This is a genomic window from Piscinibacter sp. HJYY11 (genome assembly GCF_016735515.1).
In the GTDB taxonomy this organism is placed as follows: domain Bacteria; phylum Pseudomonadota; class Gammaproteobacteria; order Burkholderiales; family Burkholderiaceae_C; genus Rhizobacter.
Map to the genome: position 1 here is coordinate 3,925,783 of NZ_JAERQZ010000001.1, position 19,552 is coordinate 3,945,334.

A 19,552-nucleotide genomic window follows, 5' to 3' on the forward strand; every position below is an offset into this window, starting at 1 on the left:
GTCCTTGCAGTCTCTTTTCTTGTTCTGCCGTGCCTCGCAGACGCGCAGGACGCTATGCCCGCGCTTGAGTACGACGCTAGAGCAGATGAACAATGCGCCGCGTCCCGGGGCTATGAGATCAAAGAAGAATGGGCGAATGAGCTAAACGCTCGGCTTCCCGAAGTTCAAGCCCTATGGAAGACCACAGCGCCGCTTATGTTTGCCGCCGTGAGCCGGCTAACAGGTAAGCTGATTGACGCACCCTCGTCGCGCATTCGACTTACTCTGTGCGATTCGCCATCTCAGGCCAGGCTCGGCATCAGCGTCAACATGCGCTTTGCGCTCGGCTCCTTCACCGCCAAACCGGTTCCACTTCGCTACAAGATTGACACGGCGTTCCACGAGGTCCTGCACGACTTCACACGCCGTCACGTTCCAAAGGCGTCTCCGCTTAAAAAGCTTCACAACGCTGAATCAAGTTGCGTCCTCAACCATCTTCATCTACTGTCGCTTCACAAGGCCGTTCTTCTCTCGCTTGGAGAGAAAGCGGCGCTTGAGAATATGGTCGAAATCGATAGCCAGCTGCCATCCGGTTGCTACTCAAGGGCCTGGGCAATCGTCAATGAAGCTGAAGGCACGTACAAGCAATATCTACAAGAGCTGGCCGGCGGCGCCTAACCATCCCATTAAGACGACGCTCCCTGGCATGCCGGTCCGCGTGTCTCATGTCAACGTTCGGCGGTTCAATGAGTTATGACCTTCGCTTCCATGCAAGCCGGGTCGGGCGTCTTGTGTCGGACGTTGAGCGCTTCAAATTAGCTTCTGACTCTATGCAATCCACATCTAGTAAGACCGCAGAAGATCGCCACAAGGCCAAAGACAGCTTCAACGACTATCAGAAGGACACCCGCGGACGGGTGACGCAATTGGCCAGCTACGCCTTCTTATTGGCGGGGAGTTCGTTTACAGCAACAGTGACTGTCTTCTCCTCTCGACCGAGAAGTGAACTAAAGCCAGCTTTAGTTCAGTTCCTGCACAGCGGTTGGTGTAGCTTGTTCTTGTCGATGGCGGCCTTCTTCTCTTTGGTCGCGGTTATGGTAATCCGCGACTACTTTGTGGCGGAAGCAGTTTGGCGACCAAAAATCGCTGGCAAGAAGCCGCTTGTAGATGACGTATGGTTTCGGCGGCTATGGGCATGCTTCGAAGTATCACTCGTGATCCTGTTCATTCTCGGCTCTGCCACACTCGGCTACGGCTTGTACAACATCATGGAAGCTGCTCGGGCGCTGGTCGCTTGACCTCCGTTCGAGGCCCAGCGGCGCGGGGCGCTTTTCCTTGCAGCGAGGGGATGTCCAGCTGGTTGCGCCGTCTGTCCATTCTCGAGCCATAGACGCGGTGTTGCGTTCTTTAGCGTTGAAGCAGTTTCTGCGAGAGTTCTTTGAGGCGCTTCGATACGAAGCCGGACGCTTCTTTGGCTGTCCACCGCCGCTCAAAGTTTTGGAAGACTCCTCCGGGCCGCGTCACCTCCTCTGATGTCAGGCGTTAGGCGCCTGAACCCGTAGCCGTGCACGGTTCGCAGTCAGTTGAATCGCGGTAAAGGTCAAATGCTGTACGCCCACTCGAACTCCGGTCCTCATTTATTACGAACATGGCGAGACTGGAGCTACAAGAAGTACCGAAAGAACAACGTAACTTTGGGGGAAAGACTCATCGACGCCTGCGTGATGGAAGATCAGGTCGTTAAGCAACAGAAGGAGTTCGGGGAGCTCGTTCCAGCGTCCGTTGCAGATCGCGAGCCAGGCACTGAAGTCAGCGCTCAGAGGCCCAACTCTTCCACTGAGAGAACGAGTCGCGGCACACCGGACTAATGTCTCATTCAGACGGGACTGGTCTCCTACTAGAGAGCGAGTAAATACATTGCTATCACGATAAGTATCCTTATCGCCATAGCTGGGTCAGGAGCCTAAACTGATGGCGTGAAAAACCCGCCCGTCCCGGTTCCCGCCTCAACCCCAGATGGATACCCCAGCGCCGACGAACTCGCGGCGCTGCGTGCCTGGTACGCAGGTCTCCCGGCGCGTCAGGCCGTGATGCAGTATCTGGGGCACAAGAAGGCGTCGGGGCAGTCGTCGCGCGCCATGCTCCGTGCGGTCCGCCGGCAGCTCGCGCGTTTCGCCAGAAGTCGGGGGCGCGAAGAGCTCGAGGCGCTCTTCATGCATCCCGCGCCGGAACGGTATTCACGAGCCAAGCAGGTGATCGGCGCGGCTGAGGCTATCCGCCTTTTGCCGGTGGCCATACCGACGCTCACGGACGACGTGGCGCGATGGTTCTCCGCTCGTGCGGTGGGTGCGCTGCACCGGCATGGCATTCACACTCTGACCGATCTCACCGTGCGCGTGCCGCGCAGGCATCGATGGTGGGCGGTGATCCCCGGTCTCGGCGGCGTCCAGGCGGCCAGAATCGAAGCTTTCTTCGCCCGCCATCCGCAACTCACCGAGCGCGCGCGAGCGCTCGTGGTGCAAGAGCCCGGGCAGGCCCGGCCTTGGGAAGCGCTGGTGGTGCCAACGGAGGTGGACGGTTCGAACGGCACGTTCAGGGCTCCCCGCGAGACCTGTACCTTGCGCGCCGACAACGACTATGAGGCGATCCAGGCGTGGCTGGCCCTCCAGGACAATGATGAAACGCGACGTGCCTATCGCAAGGAGGCCGAGCGGTTGATGCTGTGGGCAATACTGGAACAGGGCCGGGCCCTGTCATCGCTCACCACCGAAGACGCGGTGGCCTACAGGCAGTTCCTGCGCAAGCCAACACCGAAGTCGCGCTGGGTGGGACCCGCTCGACCGCGGTCGGCACCAGATTGGCGCCCGTTCCAGAAGGAGCTGTCAGCGCGATCCACGAGTTATGCGCTTTCGGTAATCGGCGCAATGTTCCGATGGCTGATCGAGCAGCGCTACCTCCTGGCCAACCCGTTCTCGGGCGTCAAGGTCAAGGGCGCAGCCCGGCATACGCCCATGGAAGCTTCTCACGTGTTCACGCAGCACGAGTGGTCCTTGCTGCGCAGTACCGCCGACGGCCTCGAGTACGAGCCGGGCTGGACGCTTGAAGCAGCACAGCGGCTGCGGTTCACACTAGACTTCTGGCGCGACACTGGGCTGCGCCCTCTGGAGATGGTTCGCTCCACGCTTGGTGACCTTTATCGAGACGATGCCGGCGACAACTGGATTCGCGTGGTAGGCAAAGGCAGCAAGGAAGGCGACGTGGCCATGCCGCTGTCTGCCCTGGGGTCGCTGGAGCGCTTCCTGATGCAAAGAGGCCTGCACACCGCGCGCGGCCGTTGGAATCCGAGTGCACCCCTCGTGCCCAGCTTGGATCAGCCGGAAGTGGGCATCACGACTGGGCGCATGCGTGCCATGCTAGGACGGTTCTTCCGTTTGGCGGCCGTCAAGCTAGATGCCGTGAGTCCGACTGCGGCCGAGAAGCTGCGACGTGCAACCCCGCACTGGCTGAGGCACACACACGCTACGCATGCACTAGAGCGTGGCGTGGACCTGAAGACGGTCCAAGACAACCTGCGCCATGCTTCCATCAGCACAACGTCGGTGTACCTGCACACCGACAAGGCTAGGCGAGCGCGGCAGATGCGAGAGGCGTTCCGAAGCTAGGCAATCCTGGGCTGCGCCGCAAGGCGCTTCAGCCCTTGAGGTCCGCGCGCAGCTCCTTGAACGTCGGTGACACGAGGCTCCACTTGCGCAGCCAGATCACCGTCGACAGCAGCAGTACATCGCCAATCAGCTCCACCGACCTGGTGAACTTCTTGAGGCGCGCGATGGTTCGCTTGGCCTCGCTGGTTGCCAAGATGATCTCGCTCAGCGGGTCGCTGGTGTCGGCCATGATGTCCTGCACGGCCATCAGGCGCAGGTTCGACGCGGCGCCGCCCAAAGCCTGGCACCATTTGTAGTACTCCTTGCCTTCACCGCCTGGGGCATCCACCGGCAGGGCCTCTGCCATAGCGTCCAGTTCGGCGGCCAGCTCACAGAGCTGCTTGGCGGTGTAGTTTGTAGCCATGTTGTGGGTCTCTCAAAGGTTGGAAAGCGCCTGAGCCGCCTTGTTCAGCTCTTTGGCCGTGGCGGCAGTGGCCTTCAATGACCGCTTCAGCGAGCTCTTGTCATAGGCGAGCGCCTTGCGAATGGCCTCGTGGTCCTGTGCGACCTTCTGCAGCGCTGCCTTGTACTGGGTGAGCACGGCGGTGTCTTGCTCGTACTTGCGTCGGGTCCGGTCAATCTCGCGCCGGCCCAGGAACTTGTCCGTCAGGTCGGCTTGGCCTATGGAGCAACGCACGAAGTTCACGGCCTGGACGCGCTCACCGTTGATCTCGCCGACGTAGACGTCCGCCAGACGGGTCAGCAGTGTCACGACCTGCGTCACATCCTCGTGCGTCTCGTCCATGAGCTTGCGGAGGTTCTGATGACGGTAGGCGTCAAGCGAGCGGTTGAGCACCGCGAACAGCGAGCGCGTCGCCGCCTCGTCGCGGGCGTTAACCGGGAGCCCGTAGTCCTTGACCGCGTCCAGAGTGGCGTTCATCTTGGAGCTCACGGCGGGCACATCGCCGGACGCGAGTTCGCCGAGCGCGAGAAAGTATGTGCTGAGGGCGTCGTGCAGGGCGGCGATCTCGATGTAGGCCGCGTCGAATTGCGCCTGCGGCTTGCGACCCGTGCGCCCGATCTCGCATGTATCGCCCTCGAGCCGAGTTCTGAGCAGGATCTTTTCCGAGTCGCGCCAGCGAACCGCCGCGGACTTGTTTCCCACCACATCGGCCGCGGAGGACGAGTAGGTCGATACGTCGTGCAGGTTCACGCACGCCGCCAGAAGCAGGGCCACCAAGAGGGCGGTGGCGCTCTGCACTCGGGGGATGGGCGATTTCATTGGCCTTCCTTCCAATCGTGAGTGCATAGGGAGTCAGTCGAGGGGGTCACTTGCAGACCTCAGCCAGGTCGAGCGTGAAGCTGCACGACGTTTGCGGCTGGCTCTTCCACCGGTGGCTCTCCATGCCGGCGGTGCAGGTCGCGTCTTCCAGCAGCGCGATGTCGGCGTCATGACGGCACACCAGGATCGCGGTCTCGGACCCAACCCGCTGGACCCGTAGCTTCAGGCCCTTGAACGGCGCCAGCACGCTCGGGTTGCCGGCCGTCGTGAGCTTGAAGAACTGCTCGTCCTCCAGAAGAGGGCTAGGCGGGCGCGTCAGGTAGCGCACCGACCCGTCGACGACGGAGGAGAGCTTGGTCAGCGACGATGCCAGGTCGTTCAGCTGGTTCTCAGAATATGAGCTCGATGCCAGCGTGCAGGCTGCAGAAGTCAGCAGCAGGCCGATCAGGGCGATGTGCTTCATTGTTTCGGCTCCCAGTACACAGACTTCCCCGTGTCAATGTTTTGGCCGGTGTCGAGATCCCAGGCTTGCAGCGCCTGGAGCGGCTTAGGGGCGGAGTTGCTCAGGGCACCGTCAATCGTTTCCCAGAGGGCCATCGCATTGCCGATCGCCATGTCGAACAGCGGGTCGTAGTCGATCCTGCCGCCCGTCGGTGTGGGGAGGTCTTTCAGGAACTTCGGGTCCGACGTGCCGGGCCGTGGGTAGTTGACCTGCAGACCAGCAGTGAGGTGCCGAGCGAACGGGAGTAGCCGGTTGCCCACGCGGATGGCCGACATGACTTTGGAGAAGCCCGCATGCCACTTGTCGATCGAGGGCGCACTCTTGGAGAACTGCTCCGGGTAGGTCATGCGCATGATCGCGCGCCAGCCGTCCGCGATCTGCGGATCCAGGCGGGCATCGTCCTTGGGGTGGCTGCACGCGGCGATGCTGGCAGTGAGGTGGGTCGTGGCGCCGCTGTCCGGATGCACGTTGAGGCGCTGGAATACGTGCGAGTCCTGGTGCATCTCGCACTCGCGGTGTGCCGACTTGTTTAGCTCGTAGGGGCCGACGATCTTGTTCACGATCGGGTGGATCGTGACGTCGGTCGCCACGTGGGCGGCGTAACCCATGAGCCAAGCGGTCAACTTCTGACGCCCGTCGCCGTCGCTGAGCGGGTGAATGTATGCAACGGCATTGCGGAGGAACTCGGCCGAACGCTCATGGTGGAAGAGGTCTGCCCACGCGTCCTCGCCGCCAAGGTACGGGTAGTCGGGGCTGATTGCCCCGAGCTCCACGTAGGCGAGGTGGGTGGAGACCGCCAAGCCGGTGGCGTTGGAGATCTTGTGGCGACGCATGAGCGATCGGCACTGGTTGGCGAGCGTGATGTGGGCGTAGGCGCCAGACATGTTTGTGGTGTCCTGTTTTGTGCCCGTGCGATCAGTGGTGCGGCGTGCCGCAGCGCGCTAATCTGCGTCGGGCGGGTCAAACGTCGTCGATTTGGGAAAAAAGATCATCCAGTGGTCCAAGATAGCGCATTGATGGGAAATATACCATGAAGACGGGAAGAATAGTCATCATGCTGGCAGTTTGTATTGCGTTTCTGGGAAACTGGATGGAAAATCAGTGCCACACCACAGGAATGGAGACCATGGAACACTTTTCGATCGTGCAGGCGATCTGCCGGCTCGCTTTGGTGTCGCCCAACGAGGCGCTCACACACCAAATCGATCGCCTCTCCGAAGCGCTAAGCGAGACCGGGGACACGAAGGCTGCTCAGCAGCTCAAGCAGCTGATCAAGAGTGCCTCGCGTAATCAAGACATGACGCCACGGCGCTTGGTACCCTCTCGCGGGGCCACCGTCAGCCTGCCAGGTGAAGTGCTGCTTCCGACGACCATCTTGCCGAGCGATCGCGAGTCCGGCGCTAGGCTCGTCGACGCGATCTTCCCGACGGCAGCGACCGTTTCGCGGCCGTATCTGCTGCCTTACCTTGAGCGAGCGGTGCTGACGCTGGTCAGCGAATGGCGGCACATGGACGAGTTGCGTGCGGTGGGCGAACAGCCCTCCTTGTCATGCCTGCTTACCGGAGCGCCTGGTACAGGTAAGACGACGCTTGCGCTGTGGATGGCTCATCAGATGGGACTGCCGGTGCTGGTTGCACGTGTGGACGCGATGATGTCATCGTTCTTGGGCACCACGTCTCGCAACATTGCCCAGGTTTTCGACTTCGCCAACCGTTTCCGTTGTGTGCTCTTGCTAGACGAGCTTGACTCACTCGCCAAAGTCCGCGACGACGCAAACGAGGTTGGGGAGATCAAGCGCGTCGTCAACGCATTACTGCAGAACATGGATGTCCGAGCAAGCAGCGGCATCACGCTTGGAATTACGAACCATCCTCAGCTCCTGGATCCAGCTGTATGGCGTCGCTTCATGAGCCAGATTGAGGTGCCCCTTCCAACGCAGGAGATTCGCGAGTCCATCGTGCGTCGTACGTTCGAGCCTCTTGAGGTCCCTGAGGCTTTGGTGCATCTGCTTGCCGCGTTGATGGAGGGCAGTGCAGGCTCTGAGGTGAAGACGATCGTCTCTCTATACAAGAAGCGACAGGCAATGTCCGGCGAGGATGTCTCTCCGATCGAAACGATCAGGGAGATCGTGGCACTCAACAGTGGGCGTCTCTCCTTGGAGGTGAAGTCGCTGCTAAAGCGAGACGATCAAGAACTCGCCAGGTGGATTCGCAACAGGCTTGGCGGCAACATCGGTGTTGTTGAACTCGGCGCCCTCTTCAACAAGGGAAAATCTACTGTAGGTCGATGGGTAAAGGAACCTGAGCGCAAGGAGGCGTGATGGCTGACGACTTTGGCCCCATTCAAGTGGTGCTCGAACCCCGAGGCTTTCAGGAAGAGCGTGTACGACAGCCCGGCGGACGTCCCAAAGAGTTCTTTGAAGGAAACGACGCGGGATTCGTCGCTCATCGGAGGAAGATCCAGCAATCACTGCTCAGCGTCGGCCAGACATTGCAGTCCAGTAGCGCAAGCAAAGTGGGCTTCCTTCGTGTGCGTATGCGGGATTCGGCGCTCGCCAAGTCTCACAGGCCGACGCAACACCTCTTTCCAGCGGTCCATATGCCGGCCGTCGGTTCAAGAGGAATGGGCGAACTCATCATTCAGGTTACGCCCCGAGGTATTGCGCACGCGTTGGATCAGTCGAGTCGCGCAGAGGACACTCTCGAGTACCGGCCCAAAAAAAACAAGCCGGACGAACTCGAGCCGAACCCGTCGCGTCAGCGCAGCGAGGTTGGCGCCATTGATTCGGTCGCGCTCTGGTCGCCTGCCGATCGTCGTCAATTCGATGCAACCCAGGCAATTTCCTGGTTTGGAACGCGCGCGGTCCCTCGTGCCTACAGAATCGATCTCTTCGACAAGCGTCGCCCTGAGAATCGTTCAGCCGCGCACGAATATGACAAGGCGGGTGACGCAGTTGCTGATCTGCACGCGAAGCTTTACGAGCTCAACTCTAGCTTCGTTGCAACCACCTATCGGCCCGATGTCATCTCCATGTCGCGGATGTATATCTGGCTGCTCGATGCGCCATCCATGCGCCGCATCGTGAGTCCCAAGGACTTGCAAGCCGCCTTCGGTGAGGCGCCCAGCTTCTCGCTGGACTCGCGGGCGCATCGTGAGTTGCTTTCTCTGCTCGAATCTCACCCCGCCGTTCGCCGCATCAGCCTTCCGGCCGACCTCAAGCCAGGAGCGTCGGCGGCGACTCCGGCAACTCTTCCTTTGCACAAGTTCTCAACGCCGCTGAAGGGCGCAAAGTATCCCGTTGTAGGCGTCATCGATGGCGGCATGGACCCCTCGCTGAAGCCATGGATAGTCCATGCCAGCAATTACGTGGCCCCTCACCACGCTGATATCTCTCACGGGTCCGAGATCGGTGCGCTGCTGGTAGATGGCCAACTACTCAACGGCCGAGATGTTTGCCCCGAACCGGACGGCTGTTGGCTCGCTGACCTGGCTCTGCTGCCGCAGGACCACATGTTCTCGATGTACCACCGGTCTGAACTTCACTTGGTCGATCTGATCGAGCAGGAGGTGGTGGATGCAAAGGCCGCAACGGGAGCCCGCGTGTTCTGCTTCAGCCATAACCTGGACGAGCCACCGGGTGGCACGCCTATCTACACCGACTTGTCACATGGACTCGACTGGATTGCACGCAAGCATGACGTGCTATTTGTTGTGTCGGCCGGGAATGCGCCGCATGTGTCTAGCAAGCGGCGCGAATGGACTGCGAACAAGATTTCGGTGCTCACAAATCTGGCGTCTAGCCAGAGCGACCGGGTAACGGCACCTGCCGACTCAGTGCTCAGCATCGCGGTCGGCGCAATCAATCCGCCCAACGTCGCCGGGACCGTGGCGGGTGCACCGGCGCGATACTCAAGGCGCGGTCCTGGGCTAATGAAGCTCGTTAAACCAGACGTGGCGCATTTCGGCGGTGTGTGCGACTCCTCGAGTCCGGCAATGTCAGGATTGCTGTCAGCAACCATCGGCGGCCAGCAGAAGTTTGTGCATGGCACGAGCTACTCCGCCCCGCTGGTCGCCAAGGCACTTGCGCGATACGACCAAGTCACTCTAAACACATTGCCGCGTGAGGCGCTGACAGCGCTCTTGATACATGGTGCTCAGGTGCCTCAGTGCTTGGCGACATACGATCGAAGCAGCATCGTTCGAGATATGGTCGGGTTCGGTGTGCCCGTCAATGCGCAAGATCTCATCAACGGCTCGCCCCATTCGTCCACGCTGCTGTTCTACGACGACATGATGCCGAGCAAGGACCTTTTCTTCGCTTTCGACTGGCCCCGCAGTCTCGTGACCGACGGTAAATGTCGCGGCAAGGCGACGCTGACGCTTGTCTATACCCCGCCGATCTCCGACGCCTTTGAGACCGAGATGGTGCGCATCAACCTCGAGGCCGTTTTGCAGAGACGCAACCCAAAGACGGGGACGTACGACAAAGACTGCGAGGACACCTTCTCCTCCGATGGCGGCACGTCGGCCGGCGCGATGGAGAAAGAGCTGATCGAGGATGGCCTGAAATGGGGCGTCGTCAAGCAGACGCAGTTCTACTCAAAGAGGGGGAAGGGCAGCTCCTCCGATTGGCGCATCTGGGTGAAGTACCTGGAGCGGTCGGGTGAGTCGTTCCCGCTCGAGGGGGTGCCGTTTGCCATGCTTTTGACGATCTCCGATATCCAACAGCAGGAACCGATCTATCAGGACATGAGGATCGGCCTATCAGCACGTGACGTGCTGACTGGGGACATCAGGCAGCCTGGCGGGAGATTGCGCACGTTCGGGGGCCGTTCCGGCCGTTGACGCGGCACGTAGATTGCTCCGTATTTGCGGGCGATCCAGCCTCTAACCGAGGGTTGGCCCTTAGCGGCCCCCCGTCTAATATGCATTCCAATTGGTCCGGTTTTGGGCCCACACTGTTTTGGGAGAACGATCGTGAGTCTCTTCGCGACCTCCGCTCGACGCTCGCAGCCCGTTGACTACCTTCGCATCTTTCTGACGGCATTGGCCAGTGAGGAGCCGACAAGGCACCTCAGCCCAGAAGGAAGGCACTACATCTTTCGAGCGACCCAACTGGCCGCTCAATTTATTCAAGATCCGAAGAATCGCTTGCCAGTTGGATGGCCAGAAGCCGTCGACTTGGCATTTGAGCTTCGTGACAAGCGCCCCCTGGTCGACGAGATCCTAAAACTCAAGACGGAGGATGATCTTGCTCCAGAGCTTGCGCGAAGAATACTCAGCGAGTTCCAGCACGATTCTTCTGGAGACAGTGCTGCAGTTGCTCGTTGAGCAACTGACGAAACTCTCCCACAGCGGCTTCTTCGCCGACGACCTAGACGTCTATGTCAAGCATCTCTGCGCGAACGTTCAAGCGCTCCAGAACAAGCTCACCGAGCAAGGTTCTGACCTGCTGCTGATATCGCAGGTCGTCGACTCCGTCTGGCGAGCCACGCAGTTCCTGGCCGGCACCACGTCGAACAAGGTTCCCTACGAGTTCACCTACCTGCTGCGCGAAGTGCTCGTGGACTGGCAGCTGGGCGACACCATCGTCACCACCTCGCTTCACCAAGCGCCAGACTTCACGTGCCAGCCTGCCGACATGGCGCCGAACGTGCTCCTCAAGGGACTCGGCATGGAGCAGTTGTCCGAACAGGGGCAGCTGGTGCAGATGGGCATGCCCGAGATCTTCCAGCACATGCCTCTGCTATGCACGCCCCTCTATCACGAGGTAGGCCACTTCGTCGAGGCTCGCTACAAGATCGTGAAGGGCCTGCTGACGAGCCAGTACGACAAGGCAATCGAACTGCTCCCGGACATCAAGGTCTTCAACGACAAGAGCCGTCGCGAGTCCGCTGTGCTCGCGCATATAACTGAACACTTCTGCGACCTCGTCGCCGCGTCCTATGTCGGAGCTTGCGTCAGCGACTACATCATCCAGTGGGACCGGAATCCGTCGTTCCGCGAAACTCACCCAAGCGCGGACAGCCGCGCGGAGGTCACGCAGGCGTTCCTTCGCGGGGTATCGAATCCCATCGTCGACATGCTCAAGGAGGCGGTAGAGCTGTCTGGCGTAACCTTGCGCTTGGCGCCGAGGTATGAAATGCCGGACGTGGCGACCTGCTTCAATGATGTGCGCCCCATGACAGTGAAGTCGATCGCGCAACTGCATGGCTTGCTGCCCGCCGCTGATGAGTACCTCAAGACGATTCTCGACGAGGACGCAAGTCTCATGGGCCACAACATCGCGAGCGTTCCGCGGGCCAAGCGTGCGAGACTAGTCAATGATCTGGTCGAGAAGAGCATCCGCAGTTTCATGATCACGAAGGCATGGCATGAGCCTCTGGACCAAAGCGCAGCTTCTTGACGGCATCAACGGCAAGGACGGTGCGCCCCCAAGGCTGCACATCATGCCGCTTCTGAGCGCCGATCAGATCGGCCAGGTGTCTATCGACATCCGCCTTGGCTATGACTTCTTGGTGTCTGTCCCGAACCGTCAGCCTGCCATCCGCATTGCCCCCGCCACCGACGGCGCCCGACCCGGCCCCCGCGCGCATTTCCAAGAGACACGCCGCGAGATAGGCGACACCTTCATCCTGTATCCGAACCAGCTGGTGCTGGGCACCTCGATCGAGTACTTCGGCATCCCAGACGACAGCTATGCGGAGATCAGCCCTCGGAGCAGCTACTCGAGGCTAGGAATCACAGTCAGCGGGACAATGCAGCCCGGGTTTCGGGGCTGCGTGCCTCTAGAGCTGCTGAACCACGGGAACGTGCCGGTGGAGGTGAACGTGGGCGCGAGGATTGGCCAAGTGCGTCTCCTGCAGCTCGCCGCTAAAGCCCAATACCACGGCGAGGCCGGAAGTCGGAAGTACTACGGCCAAGTGCGCCCCACGGTGTCGAAGGCGCCCGAGGACGATGAATTGGCCCGCTTGGCCGGCATGCCGAGAGTTATCAGAACAACCGGTTCAGCGAAGCTTGGCTAGGCTGAGCTGCAGCGGGGTTCGGTAACGTCAGCCAGTGACGATCCGAATCTTGCCGTCGCGCATCTCCGCCACCTGAGTGGGGCCGCCTGCTGCGGGCGCCACCTTGAAGACCGCGATCGGCTTGCTCGCGCTGTCGGCCGCCGAACTGCGGCGAAGCTTGATTGGAGGTGTTGCCGCACCCAGAAACTTCTTGCGCAGCGCCGTGAGGTCCACGCCCTGTTGGGTATCGACGGGGTGCCCCGTGATGGTCACGCTGTCGACCTCGAAAGAGGTTCCCACCATTCTCCAACCCGGCATCTGATCCGCGACCGCCGCGGCGAGTACATCTTTGGTTGAATCAGCTGAGTTCGTCCCCGAGGCCTTCGAGGCCCCTGAAACCTTACGCTTCGATGAAGTAGCCATGTCAGCTCCTTACCAACCTAAGCCCAAGCAGGTGAATTGCGCGCGGTTCTTGAGTCGTCGCGCGAGGTCCAGGGTTTCCATGTCCCCGGCTCGCGTGGCAATGTCTGCACTGTACTCCGTCCTCGCCGCGTGCAAGGCAGAGGCGGCCGAGTACCTGGTCACAGGAAGTGCCTTCCAGAAGGCTCGGTGCATGTGGGTTGCGTAGTTCACATCCGGATCCGTGTCCGGGCCGGAATAGTGAGCACCAGTACACCCCACGAAGGCATTGCCACCCGCGTTCAGATAGCTAAGGGCGATGGACCGTTCCACAACCCGTGGCGCGATTTGAGTTGCGCTGCCCGCATCTCGGGCTCTCTGGCTGACAGTCAAAGCTCCCCAGCAGCAGCCCGCAAAGGCCAAGCCGTCGAACTGCTGAGGAACCGCCGTTGCAAAGAAGGCGTCCGTGTATGTGCGGTCCTTTTTCTCACCCAGGAACATCCAGCCGTCGCGCCAGCTCCCGTGCAGCATCAGGTAGTGCAGCTGCGCTGTCTCGAGGTCTTGCGGGTTTGCATCTGTGTGAAGAAACGACGCGCTTACGTTGAGCGGCGTGCTCCCCGCAAGAGCCGGCCACACATCCGCAGCGAACGGTCGGGCCAGATTTCGAACCCCGAAGCGCTGAAGCTTCGATGGGTTCACACCGCGGCTGCTCAATGCACGATGGAACATGCGGGCATCACGCGCGTCGGGAATGCGCGAGACGGGGAGCTCCCCAATGTGATCGCCATCGGTGTCCCCGTAAGCTTCGTCTGACCACACGATGAAGTGATCCTCATCGACGTCACCGATGTCGGAACCCAACGATCTACGAACTGCTGGCTCAAGCACATCAACGATCTGGGATGGAACCACGTCGTATCCACCGAGGATTACAACCCCTTTGTAAGTCGAGTCTCTGGCGAGGAGCGACGAGACGGCCTTTGCTGCTTCCACCGGGTCGTCTCCAACTTCGACCACTTTTTGCTTTGCGGCAAGGACAGCATCCAGTGCGGCCCCCGCCTCGGTTTTCCCGATTCCGTTCTCGAGTCGCCTCTTGTTCGTCACGAAGAGAAGATCTGGCAACTCGCGCCCGCCTCCGAGGGAAACGGAGCTACCCAAAACCACTGGCCGGCGCAAACTGCTTCGGGCAATCGTCGGCAGCCCTCCCGTTCCACCCGGTGTTCCACCGGGGCTCTTGCTGGGAAAGGCGGAAGCAGCGCTACGGTCATTCGCGCCATGGCGCACCTGGATCTCGACGCCGGCGACCGTCATGTCAATCGGGCCGGGCGGCAGATTCACGATGACAATCTGCGGGCCGGCACCTTGCACGGTTGCTTGGACAATTGCCGCGGGGGTGGGGGCTGCCGGCGTCGGTGGCTCATCGCTACTCTTCGGGTTCACCGTGAAGTTGTTGATGCGACCTCGCGTCTCAATTGCCTCCTTGAGTTCAAGCTGCGGTCGGACCGTGATGCGCCCATTGCGGTCTGTGCGTGCGAACTTGATTCCCGCTCTGCGCGCCTCCAGCAGCTCGAGCACCTCTTTGTCAGGATGGCCTGAATCATTGCGGCCGCCGCTGTGGACAATGATTGGCGGATCGCCCAGCTGCGTGAGCAGTTCGTCGTCCTGCCCGTTGTCACTAGTGTGGTGGGTCGTCTTGAAAACGATGTAGGGGCCTGCGGCGATCACTCGGTCCCGAAGCGCTTGCATCTCCTTGTCGACGCCCTTGACCCCTGGCGCGGTGAACTGCATGTCTCCGGCCAACAAGACCCGAGCATTCCTTGGACCAAACGCGAAAGTGATGCTCTGGCAGTTCATGCCGCTGCCGCGAGGATTTCGTGAGGAGTCCGAGAGCCGATCGACATTGGCGACTGCCGCTCGATACAGCCTGACATCGTCGATCGACGCGTCGACGCGCATGAGCGCGTCAGCGAGCTCGAAAGCGTCTTGGTTGGTCGTTGCGATCTGCTGCGCGCACAGAAGCAGTTGATCTTCGGAGGGGCCAAGAAGGCTCGCACCGGTCGGTTTAAGAATTTCTGCCAACTTCTTAGGAAGTTTCAGATCTCCCCGGTGTTCAACAACTGTCACGCCTGCGCTTTCCAGGTTCTCGATGAACTCGGCATACCTCGATTCAACGGACGTCACCGTGTCGATGAACTCGCTTAGTGCAGCATCGTCAAGATCGGATGCATCCTCCTCGCGCCAGACAGCTGCAAGGCGCGCGCGTGGATCACTGGCAAGATCGGAAACGTCCGAGTCGTCATCCAGCGTTCGGCCAAAGCCAAGTTTGCGGTCCGTGATAAGGGCCCATTCGGGCGCGATAACGCCGGTAGACAAAAGCTCGGGAAGACATCCGATGTGGTCCGCATGGCCGTGTGTGACCACGACCAGGGTGATCCTGTGTGGCGCAGGCTCATTCAGGATCTCGGCAAGTTGGTCGGGAACCGACGGACGTCCATTGCGCGATCTCATGTCGGCACGATGACTTCCGTCGATCAAGATGCGGACCTTGCCGAAGACGACGAGGATGCACTCGCCATACCGCTCGTCGCCAACGTCAAGAAAGTGGTACTCCCCTCGAGCAGCGGCGTCTTCCACGCCTGGGCTTAAGTTGGGCTGTGAACCTGCCCGCTCGGTTTTGGCTGCCATACAACCCTCCCGTTTTAATGAGTCATTGAGCGACTTAGACCTCCGAGCGCACTGCTGGATTGCTCGCGTTTGAGAAACTGAATCCCTTCGTACCGAGCGGGCATCGTGCCAAGGAACAGTCTCTCGCGAAAGGTGAGCCCCCCAGTTTGTTGGATGTAAGCCTTTACAGGTCAAAGGCGTCTTAACGCTGGAGCAGCGAAGCGACAGGCTACCTGCTGGGCGTCTGGCGTGGCATCGCAGTTGGTCGCCACTTACTCCCCCAGGGCTCATACTCACCCGCTGCGCTTGAAACTCTATTAATCACCCGCGCCGCCTTTCTGGCGCTTTTTTGGAAACTCTATTTCTCAATTGGAAACTCTATTAGGGCGCTCCAGGGAGGTCATCACCGCGGCCATCGTCGATCTCGACGGGACGATGGTCGATACCCTCGGAGACTTCGAGGTCGCCCTCAACGCGATGCTCGCCGACTTGTCGCTTCCGCTCGTGGATCGGGCGTTCATCGAACACACGGTCGGCAAAGGCTCCGAGCATCTGATCCGCAGCACCCTCACGCAGGTGGGCGGCGAGCCGTCGGCCTTCGGTGCGGCATGGGCGCGCTATCAGCACCACTACCTGCGCATCAACGGCGAGCACGCAGCCGTTTACCCCGGCGTGCGCGAGGGCCTGCAGGCGCTCAGGTCACAAGGCCTCATGCTCGCCTGCTTGACCAACAAGCCGACCGCGTTTGCGCTGCCGCTCCTGGAGAAGAAGGGCCTTGCAGGCCATTTCGCCCAGGTCTTCGGCGGTGATGCGTTCGAGCGCAAGAAGCCTGACCCGCTTCCGCTGCTCAAGACCTGCGAGGCGCTGGGGGCACAGCCTTCCCGCACGCTGATGATCGGCGACTCGAGCAACGATGCGCGCGCCGCGCGTGCGGCCGGGTGCCCGGTGGTGCTCGTGAGCTATGGCTACAACCACGGCGAGCCGGTGCAGTCGGTCGACGCCGATGGCGTGATCGACCGGCTGGATCAACTGCAGGCGTTGGGCTGAATCAGCTGTTGGGCGGCGGAGCCACGGGCTTGCCCAGCAACGCGTCCTTCAGCAGGCTGTCGGCCGGTGACTGGCCCAGCCAGATCTTCACGAGCGCGGAGAAGAATTCAGGTTCCTTGATCGGGTCGGCGGCAGGCTTGCCGTTGACCACGATGGTGGTGCCCACGCCGGGCACCCAATCTACCCAGAACGAATCTCCCGTGTTGAGCTTCTTGATGCGGAAGAAGATCTCGCTCATCTTGAGCGTGCCGGCCACCGACTTGGAGAACTCATCCTTCGGGGCGTTGTCTTCCATGCCGCGGGTGAAGAGCTTGCCGAGCTCGGAGGCGTTGATCTCGCGCAGCATCACGATGTGCATGCGTTTGGGGCCGGGCGCGCTGAGCACGGCTTCGGTGGTGCCGGCCTTTCGCGTGAGGTAGAGGCCGGCGGTGTAGACCTTGAACACGGCCTTGTAGCGCACGCCGGCGCCGTTGAGCACGAGCGTGGAGTTGCCGCTCTGCACCGTGTTCTCGTACTTCACACCGGCGACCTGGGTGGTGTCGGCCAGGGCGCTGCCCATGGCAGCCAGCGATACGGCGGTGGCGATGATGAGGTTGCGAATCACGGTGGACTCCGAGCGTTTATCGCACGAGCGTGCGGAAAGAAGGATTGTCTCAAAACGTCACCAAAATGCGAGCGGCCCAGTTCACGGAAACCCGCGATTCGGGGGCCGGGTCCACCCTGCCTGCTACACTTTTTCCATGTTCATCGCGCGCAAACAAACCAAAGGGTCGAACGACCGGGGAGCCTGGCCCTGGCGTCGCCAGCTTCCGTAGGTTGCGTTTGCCGCCGGCCGCGAGCGTGTTGTTGAGACGCTGCGCCTTCGGCTCCACCGGCTGCCCTGCGCGGGTGCCGTCCGTCTGAACCTCATCGCACGCGGGCCGTCGCCGTGTCCGCCGGGCCATTGGAGGGCCCTGAAGGTGATCACCGAACTTGAATTCAAGAGCCTTGCCGCCGAAGGCTTCAACCGCATTCCGCTGATGGCCGAGGCCTTCGCGGACCTCGAGACCCCTCTGTCGCTCTACCTCAAGCTCGCCTATGCCTCCGGCAGTGGCAGGCACAGCTTCCTGCTGGAATCGGTGGTGGGTGGCGAGCGCTTCGGACGCTATTCGTTCATTGGCCTGCCGGCGCGCACGCTGCTGCGTGCCACCGGCTTCCGCACCGAGGTCGTCACCGATGGCCAGGTGGTCGAGGCGCACGACGGCAACCCGCTCGACTTCATCGCCGAGTACCAGAAGCGCTTCAAGGTGGCGCTGCGCCCGGGGCTGCCGCGTTTTTGCGGCGGCCTGGCCGGCTATTTCGGCTACGACGCGGTGCGCTACATCGAGCACAAGCTCGCAAAGACGCAGCTGCCCGGTGGCATCGACACCCCCGACGTCCTGCTGCTGCAATGCGAAGAGCTGGCGGTGATCGACAACCTGTCGGGCCGGCTCTACCTCATCGTCTACGCCGACCCGTCGCAGCCTGAAGCCTATTTCCGCGGCAAGCGGCGTCTCGCCGAGCTGTCCGACAAGCTGAAATACAGCGTGACCGCACCGCCGGTAAAGCGTGGCACCTCGCATGCGGTGGAGCGCGAGTTCGCGAAGGAGGACTACCTCGCCGCGGTGCTCAAGTCCAAGGACTACATCGCGGCCGGCGACATGATGCAGGTGCAGATTGGCCAGCGGCTGAAGAAGCGCTACACCGAATCGCCGCTCAGCCTGTACCGCGCGCTGCGCTCGCTGAATCCGTCGCCGTACATGTACTTCTACGACATGGGCGACTTCCAGATCGTCGGCGCCTCGCCCGAGATCCTGGTGCGGCAGGAGAACACACCCGAGGGCCAGAAGATCACGATCCGCCCGCTCGCCGGCACCCGCCCGCGCGGCGCGACGCCCGAGCAGGACAGGGCGCTCGAAGCCGAGCTGAGCGCCGACCCGAAGGAGCGCGCCGAGCACGTGATGCTGATCGACCTGGCGCGCAACGACATCGGCCGCATCGCCAAGACCGGCAGTGTGAAGGTGACCGACGCCTTCGTGATCGAGCGCTACTCGCACGTGATGCACATCGTGAGCAATGTCGAGGGCATCCTGAAAGACGGCATGAGCAGCCTCGACGTGCTCAAGGCGACATTCCCTGCCGGCACGCTGACCGGTGCGCCCAAGGTGCGGGCGATGGAAATCATCGACGAGCTCGAGCCGGTGAAGCGCGGCATCTATGGCGGAGCCTGTGGGTACCTGAGCTTTGCCGGCGACATGGATGTGGCGATCGCGATCCGCACCGGCATCGTCAAGGACAACACGCTGTACGTGCAGGCGGCAGCCGGCGTTGTGGCTGACTCGGTGCCCGAGCTGGAATGGAAAGAGACAGAAGCCAAGGCGCGGGCCTTGTTGCGTGCCGCCGAACTGGTCGAGGAGGGCTTCTGAATGCTGCTCATGATCGACAACTACGACAGCTTCACCTTCAACCTCGTGCAGTACTTTGCCGAGTTGGGCGAAGACGTGCGTGTGTTCCGCAACGATGAGATCACGCTCGAAGGCATCACCGAACTGAAGCCTGACCAACTGGTGCTGTCGCCCGGACCGTGCTCGCCTGCCGAAGCGGGCATCTGCGTGAGCGCGATCCAGCACTTCACCGGCAAGCTGCCGATCCTCGGCGTGTGCCTGGGTCACCAGGCGATCGGTGCGGCGCTGAAAGGCAAGATCATTCGCGCCAAGACGCAGATGCACGGCAAGACCGACGTGATCACGACCGACAAGCGAGGTGTGTACAGCGACCTGCCGGAGAAGTTCACCGTCATCCGCTACCACTCGCTGGTGATCGAGCGTGCCACGCTGCCGAAGGAGCTGGAGATCACCTCCACTTCGCAGGATGACGAGATCATGGGCGTGCGCCACACCGAACTCGCCGGCACCAAGACGCCGCTGGAAGGCGTGCAGTTCCATCCCGAGTCCATCCTCACCGAGCATGGGCACGCGATGCTGAAGAACTTCCTCGACCTGAAGAACTGAGCGGG

18 protein-coding genes are annotated in these 19,552 nt (G+C 61.3%); 11 read left to right on the plus strand and 7 right to left on the minus strand.

What is annotated here, in order from left to right:
• The first annotated feature begins 54 nt into the window (after nt 1-54).
• From JI745_RS18250 to JI745_RS18260, 3 genes are all read left to right on the plus strand, one after another.
• Complete coding sequence (locus tag JI745_RS18250) at nt 55-657, plus strand: hypothetical protein (protein ID WP_201810192.1); 603 nt, start codon at nt 55-57, stop codon at nt 655-657.
• Between the two features lie 47 nt (nt 658-704).
• Nucleotides 705-1,277, plus strand: a complete 573-nt coding sequence (locus tag JI745_RS18255; protein WP_201810195.1) for a hypothetical protein — start codon at nt 705-707, stop codon at nt 1,275-1,277.
• Nucleotides 1,278-1,955: 678 nt separating this feature from the next.
• Nucleotides 1,956-3,641, plus strand: coding sequence for a site-specific integrase (locus JI745_RS18260; protein WP_310738687.1), 1,686 nt, complete (start codon nt 1,956-1,958; stop codon nt 3,639-3,641).
• Between the two features lie 28 nt (nt 3,642-3,669).
• Here JI745_RS18260 and JI745_RS18265 read toward each other — a convergent pair whose 3' ends face one another.
• From JI745_RS18265 to JI745_RS18280, 4 genes are read right to left on the minus strand one after another with little or no spacing between them, the layout of a single operon-like run.
• Complete coding sequence (locus tag JI745_RS18265; protein WP_201810198.1) at nt 3,670-4,044, minus strand: hypothetical protein; 375 nt, start codon at nt 4,042-4,044, stop codon at nt 3,670-3,672.
• A gap of 12 nt (nt 4,045-4,056) precedes the next feature.
• On the minus strand, nt 4,057-4,902 hold the full coding sequence (locus tag JI745_RS18270; protein WP_201810201.1) for a hypothetical protein: 846 nt from the start codon (nt 4,900-4,902) through the stop codon (nt 4,057-4,059).
• 46 nt (nt 4,903-4,948) lie between these two features.
• Nucleotides 4,949-5,365 (minus strand): hypothetical protein, encoded by a 417-nt coding sequence (locus JI745_RS18275; RefSeq protein WP_201810204.1) that lies wholly within the window; start codon nt 5,363-5,365, stop codon nt 4,949-4,951.
• Nucleotides 5,362-6,288 carry a zinc dependent phospholipase C family protein gene (locus tag JI745_RS18280; protein ID WP_201810207.1) on the minus strand — a complete coding sequence of 309 codons (927 nt, stop codon included), beginning with the start codon at nt 6,286-6,288 and terminating at the stop codon, nt 5,362-5,364. Before JI745_RS18280 ends, JI745_RS18275 begins: the two co-directional genes overlap by 4 nt.
• 146 nt (nt 6,289-6,434) lie before the next feature.
• Between JI745_RS18280 and JI745_RS18285 the strand changes: the two genes are divergently transcribed.
• From JI745_RS18285 to dcd, 5 genes are all read left to right on the plus strand, one after another.
• The gene (locus JI745_RS18285; RefSeq protein WP_201810210.1) at nt 6,435-7,724 is read left to right on the plus strand and encodes an AAA family ATPase; all 1,290 of its coding nucleotides are present in this window, start codon (nt 6,435-6,437) and stop codon (nt 7,722-7,724) included.
• Entirely contained in the window at nt 7,724-10,249 is a 2,526-nt protein-coding gene (locus JI745_RS18290; RefSeq protein ID WP_201810212.1) for a S8 family peptidase, read from the plus strand. Before JI745_RS18285 ends, JI745_RS18290 begins: the two co-directional genes overlap by 1 nt.
• Nucleotides 10,250-10,381: 132 nt before the next feature.
• Nucleotides 10,382-10,735: a hypothetical protein gene (locus tag JI745_RS18295; RefSeq protein ID WP_201810217.1), complete on the plus strand. Its 354-nt coding sequence runs from the start codon at nt 10,382-10,384 to the stop codon at nt 10,733-10,735.
• Nucleotides 10,716-11,810, plus strand: a complete 1,095-nt coding sequence (locus tag JI745_RS18300) for a hypothetical protein (protein WP_201810220.1) — start codon at nt 10,716-10,718, stop codon at nt 11,808-11,810. The genes JI745_RS18295 and JI745_RS18300 overlap by 20 nt, the downstream gene beginning before the upstream one ends.
• Nucleotides 11,779-12,429 carry a dCTP deaminase gene (dcd, locus tag JI745_RS18305; protein ID WP_201810223.1) on the plus strand — a complete coding sequence of 217 codons (651 nt, stop codon included), beginning with the start codon at nt 11,779-11,781 and terminating at the stop codon, nt 12,427-12,429. Before JI745_RS18300 ends, dcd begins: the two co-directional genes overlap by 32 nt.
• A gap of 27 nt (nt 12,430-12,456) precedes the next feature.
• Here the strand turns inward: dcd and JI745_RS18310 are convergent, their stop codons facing one another.
• Together JI745_RS18310 and JI745_RS18315 are read right to left on the minus strand one after the other, a co-directional pair.
• Complete coding sequence (locus JI745_RS18310) at nt 12,457-12,831, minus strand: hypothetical protein (protein ID WP_201810226.1); 375 nt, start codon at nt 12,829-12,831, stop codon at nt 12,457-12,459.
• Between the two features lie 9 nt (nt 12,832-12,840).
• Nucleotides 12,841-15,492: an MBL fold metallo-hydrolase gene (locus JI745_RS18315; protein ID WP_201810235.1), complete on the minus strand. Its 2,652-nt coding sequence runs from the start codon at nt 15,490-15,492 to the stop codon at nt 12,841-12,843.
• 348 nt (nt 15,493-15,840) lie between these two features.
• Between JI745_RS18315 and JI745_RS18320 the strand changes: the two genes are divergently transcribed.
• Complete coding sequence (locus JI745_RS18320) at nt 15,841-16,518, plus strand: phosphoglycolate phosphatase (protein WP_255545724.1); 678 nt, start codon at nt 15,841-15,843, stop codon at nt 16,516-16,518.
• Between the two features lies 1 nt (nt 16,519).
• Here JI745_RS18320 and JI745_RS18325 read toward each other — a convergent pair whose 3' ends face one another.
• Entirely contained in the window at nt 16,520-17,077 is a 558-nt protein-coding gene (locus JI745_RS18325; protein ID WP_201812640.1) for a chalcone isomerase family protein, read from the minus strand.
• Nucleotides 17,078-17,477: 400 nt separating this feature from the next.
• On the opposite strand from JI745_RS18325, the gene trpE reads away from it, so the two are divergent.
• Together trpE and JI745_RS18335 are read left to right on the plus strand one after the other, a co-directional pair.
• Nucleotides 17,478-18,962, plus strand: a complete 1,485-nt coding sequence (gene trpE / locus JI745_RS18330; protein WP_201810247.1) for an anthranilate synthase component I — start codon at nt 17,478-17,480, stop codon at nt 18,960-18,962.
• Nucleotides 18,963-19,547 (plus strand): aminodeoxychorismate/anthranilate synthase component II, encoded by a 585-nt coding sequence (locus JI745_RS18335; RefSeq protein ID WP_201810250.1) that lies wholly within the window; start codon nt 18,963-18,965, stop codon nt 19,545-19,547.
• Nucleotides 19,548-19,552: the final 5 nt, after the last annotated feature.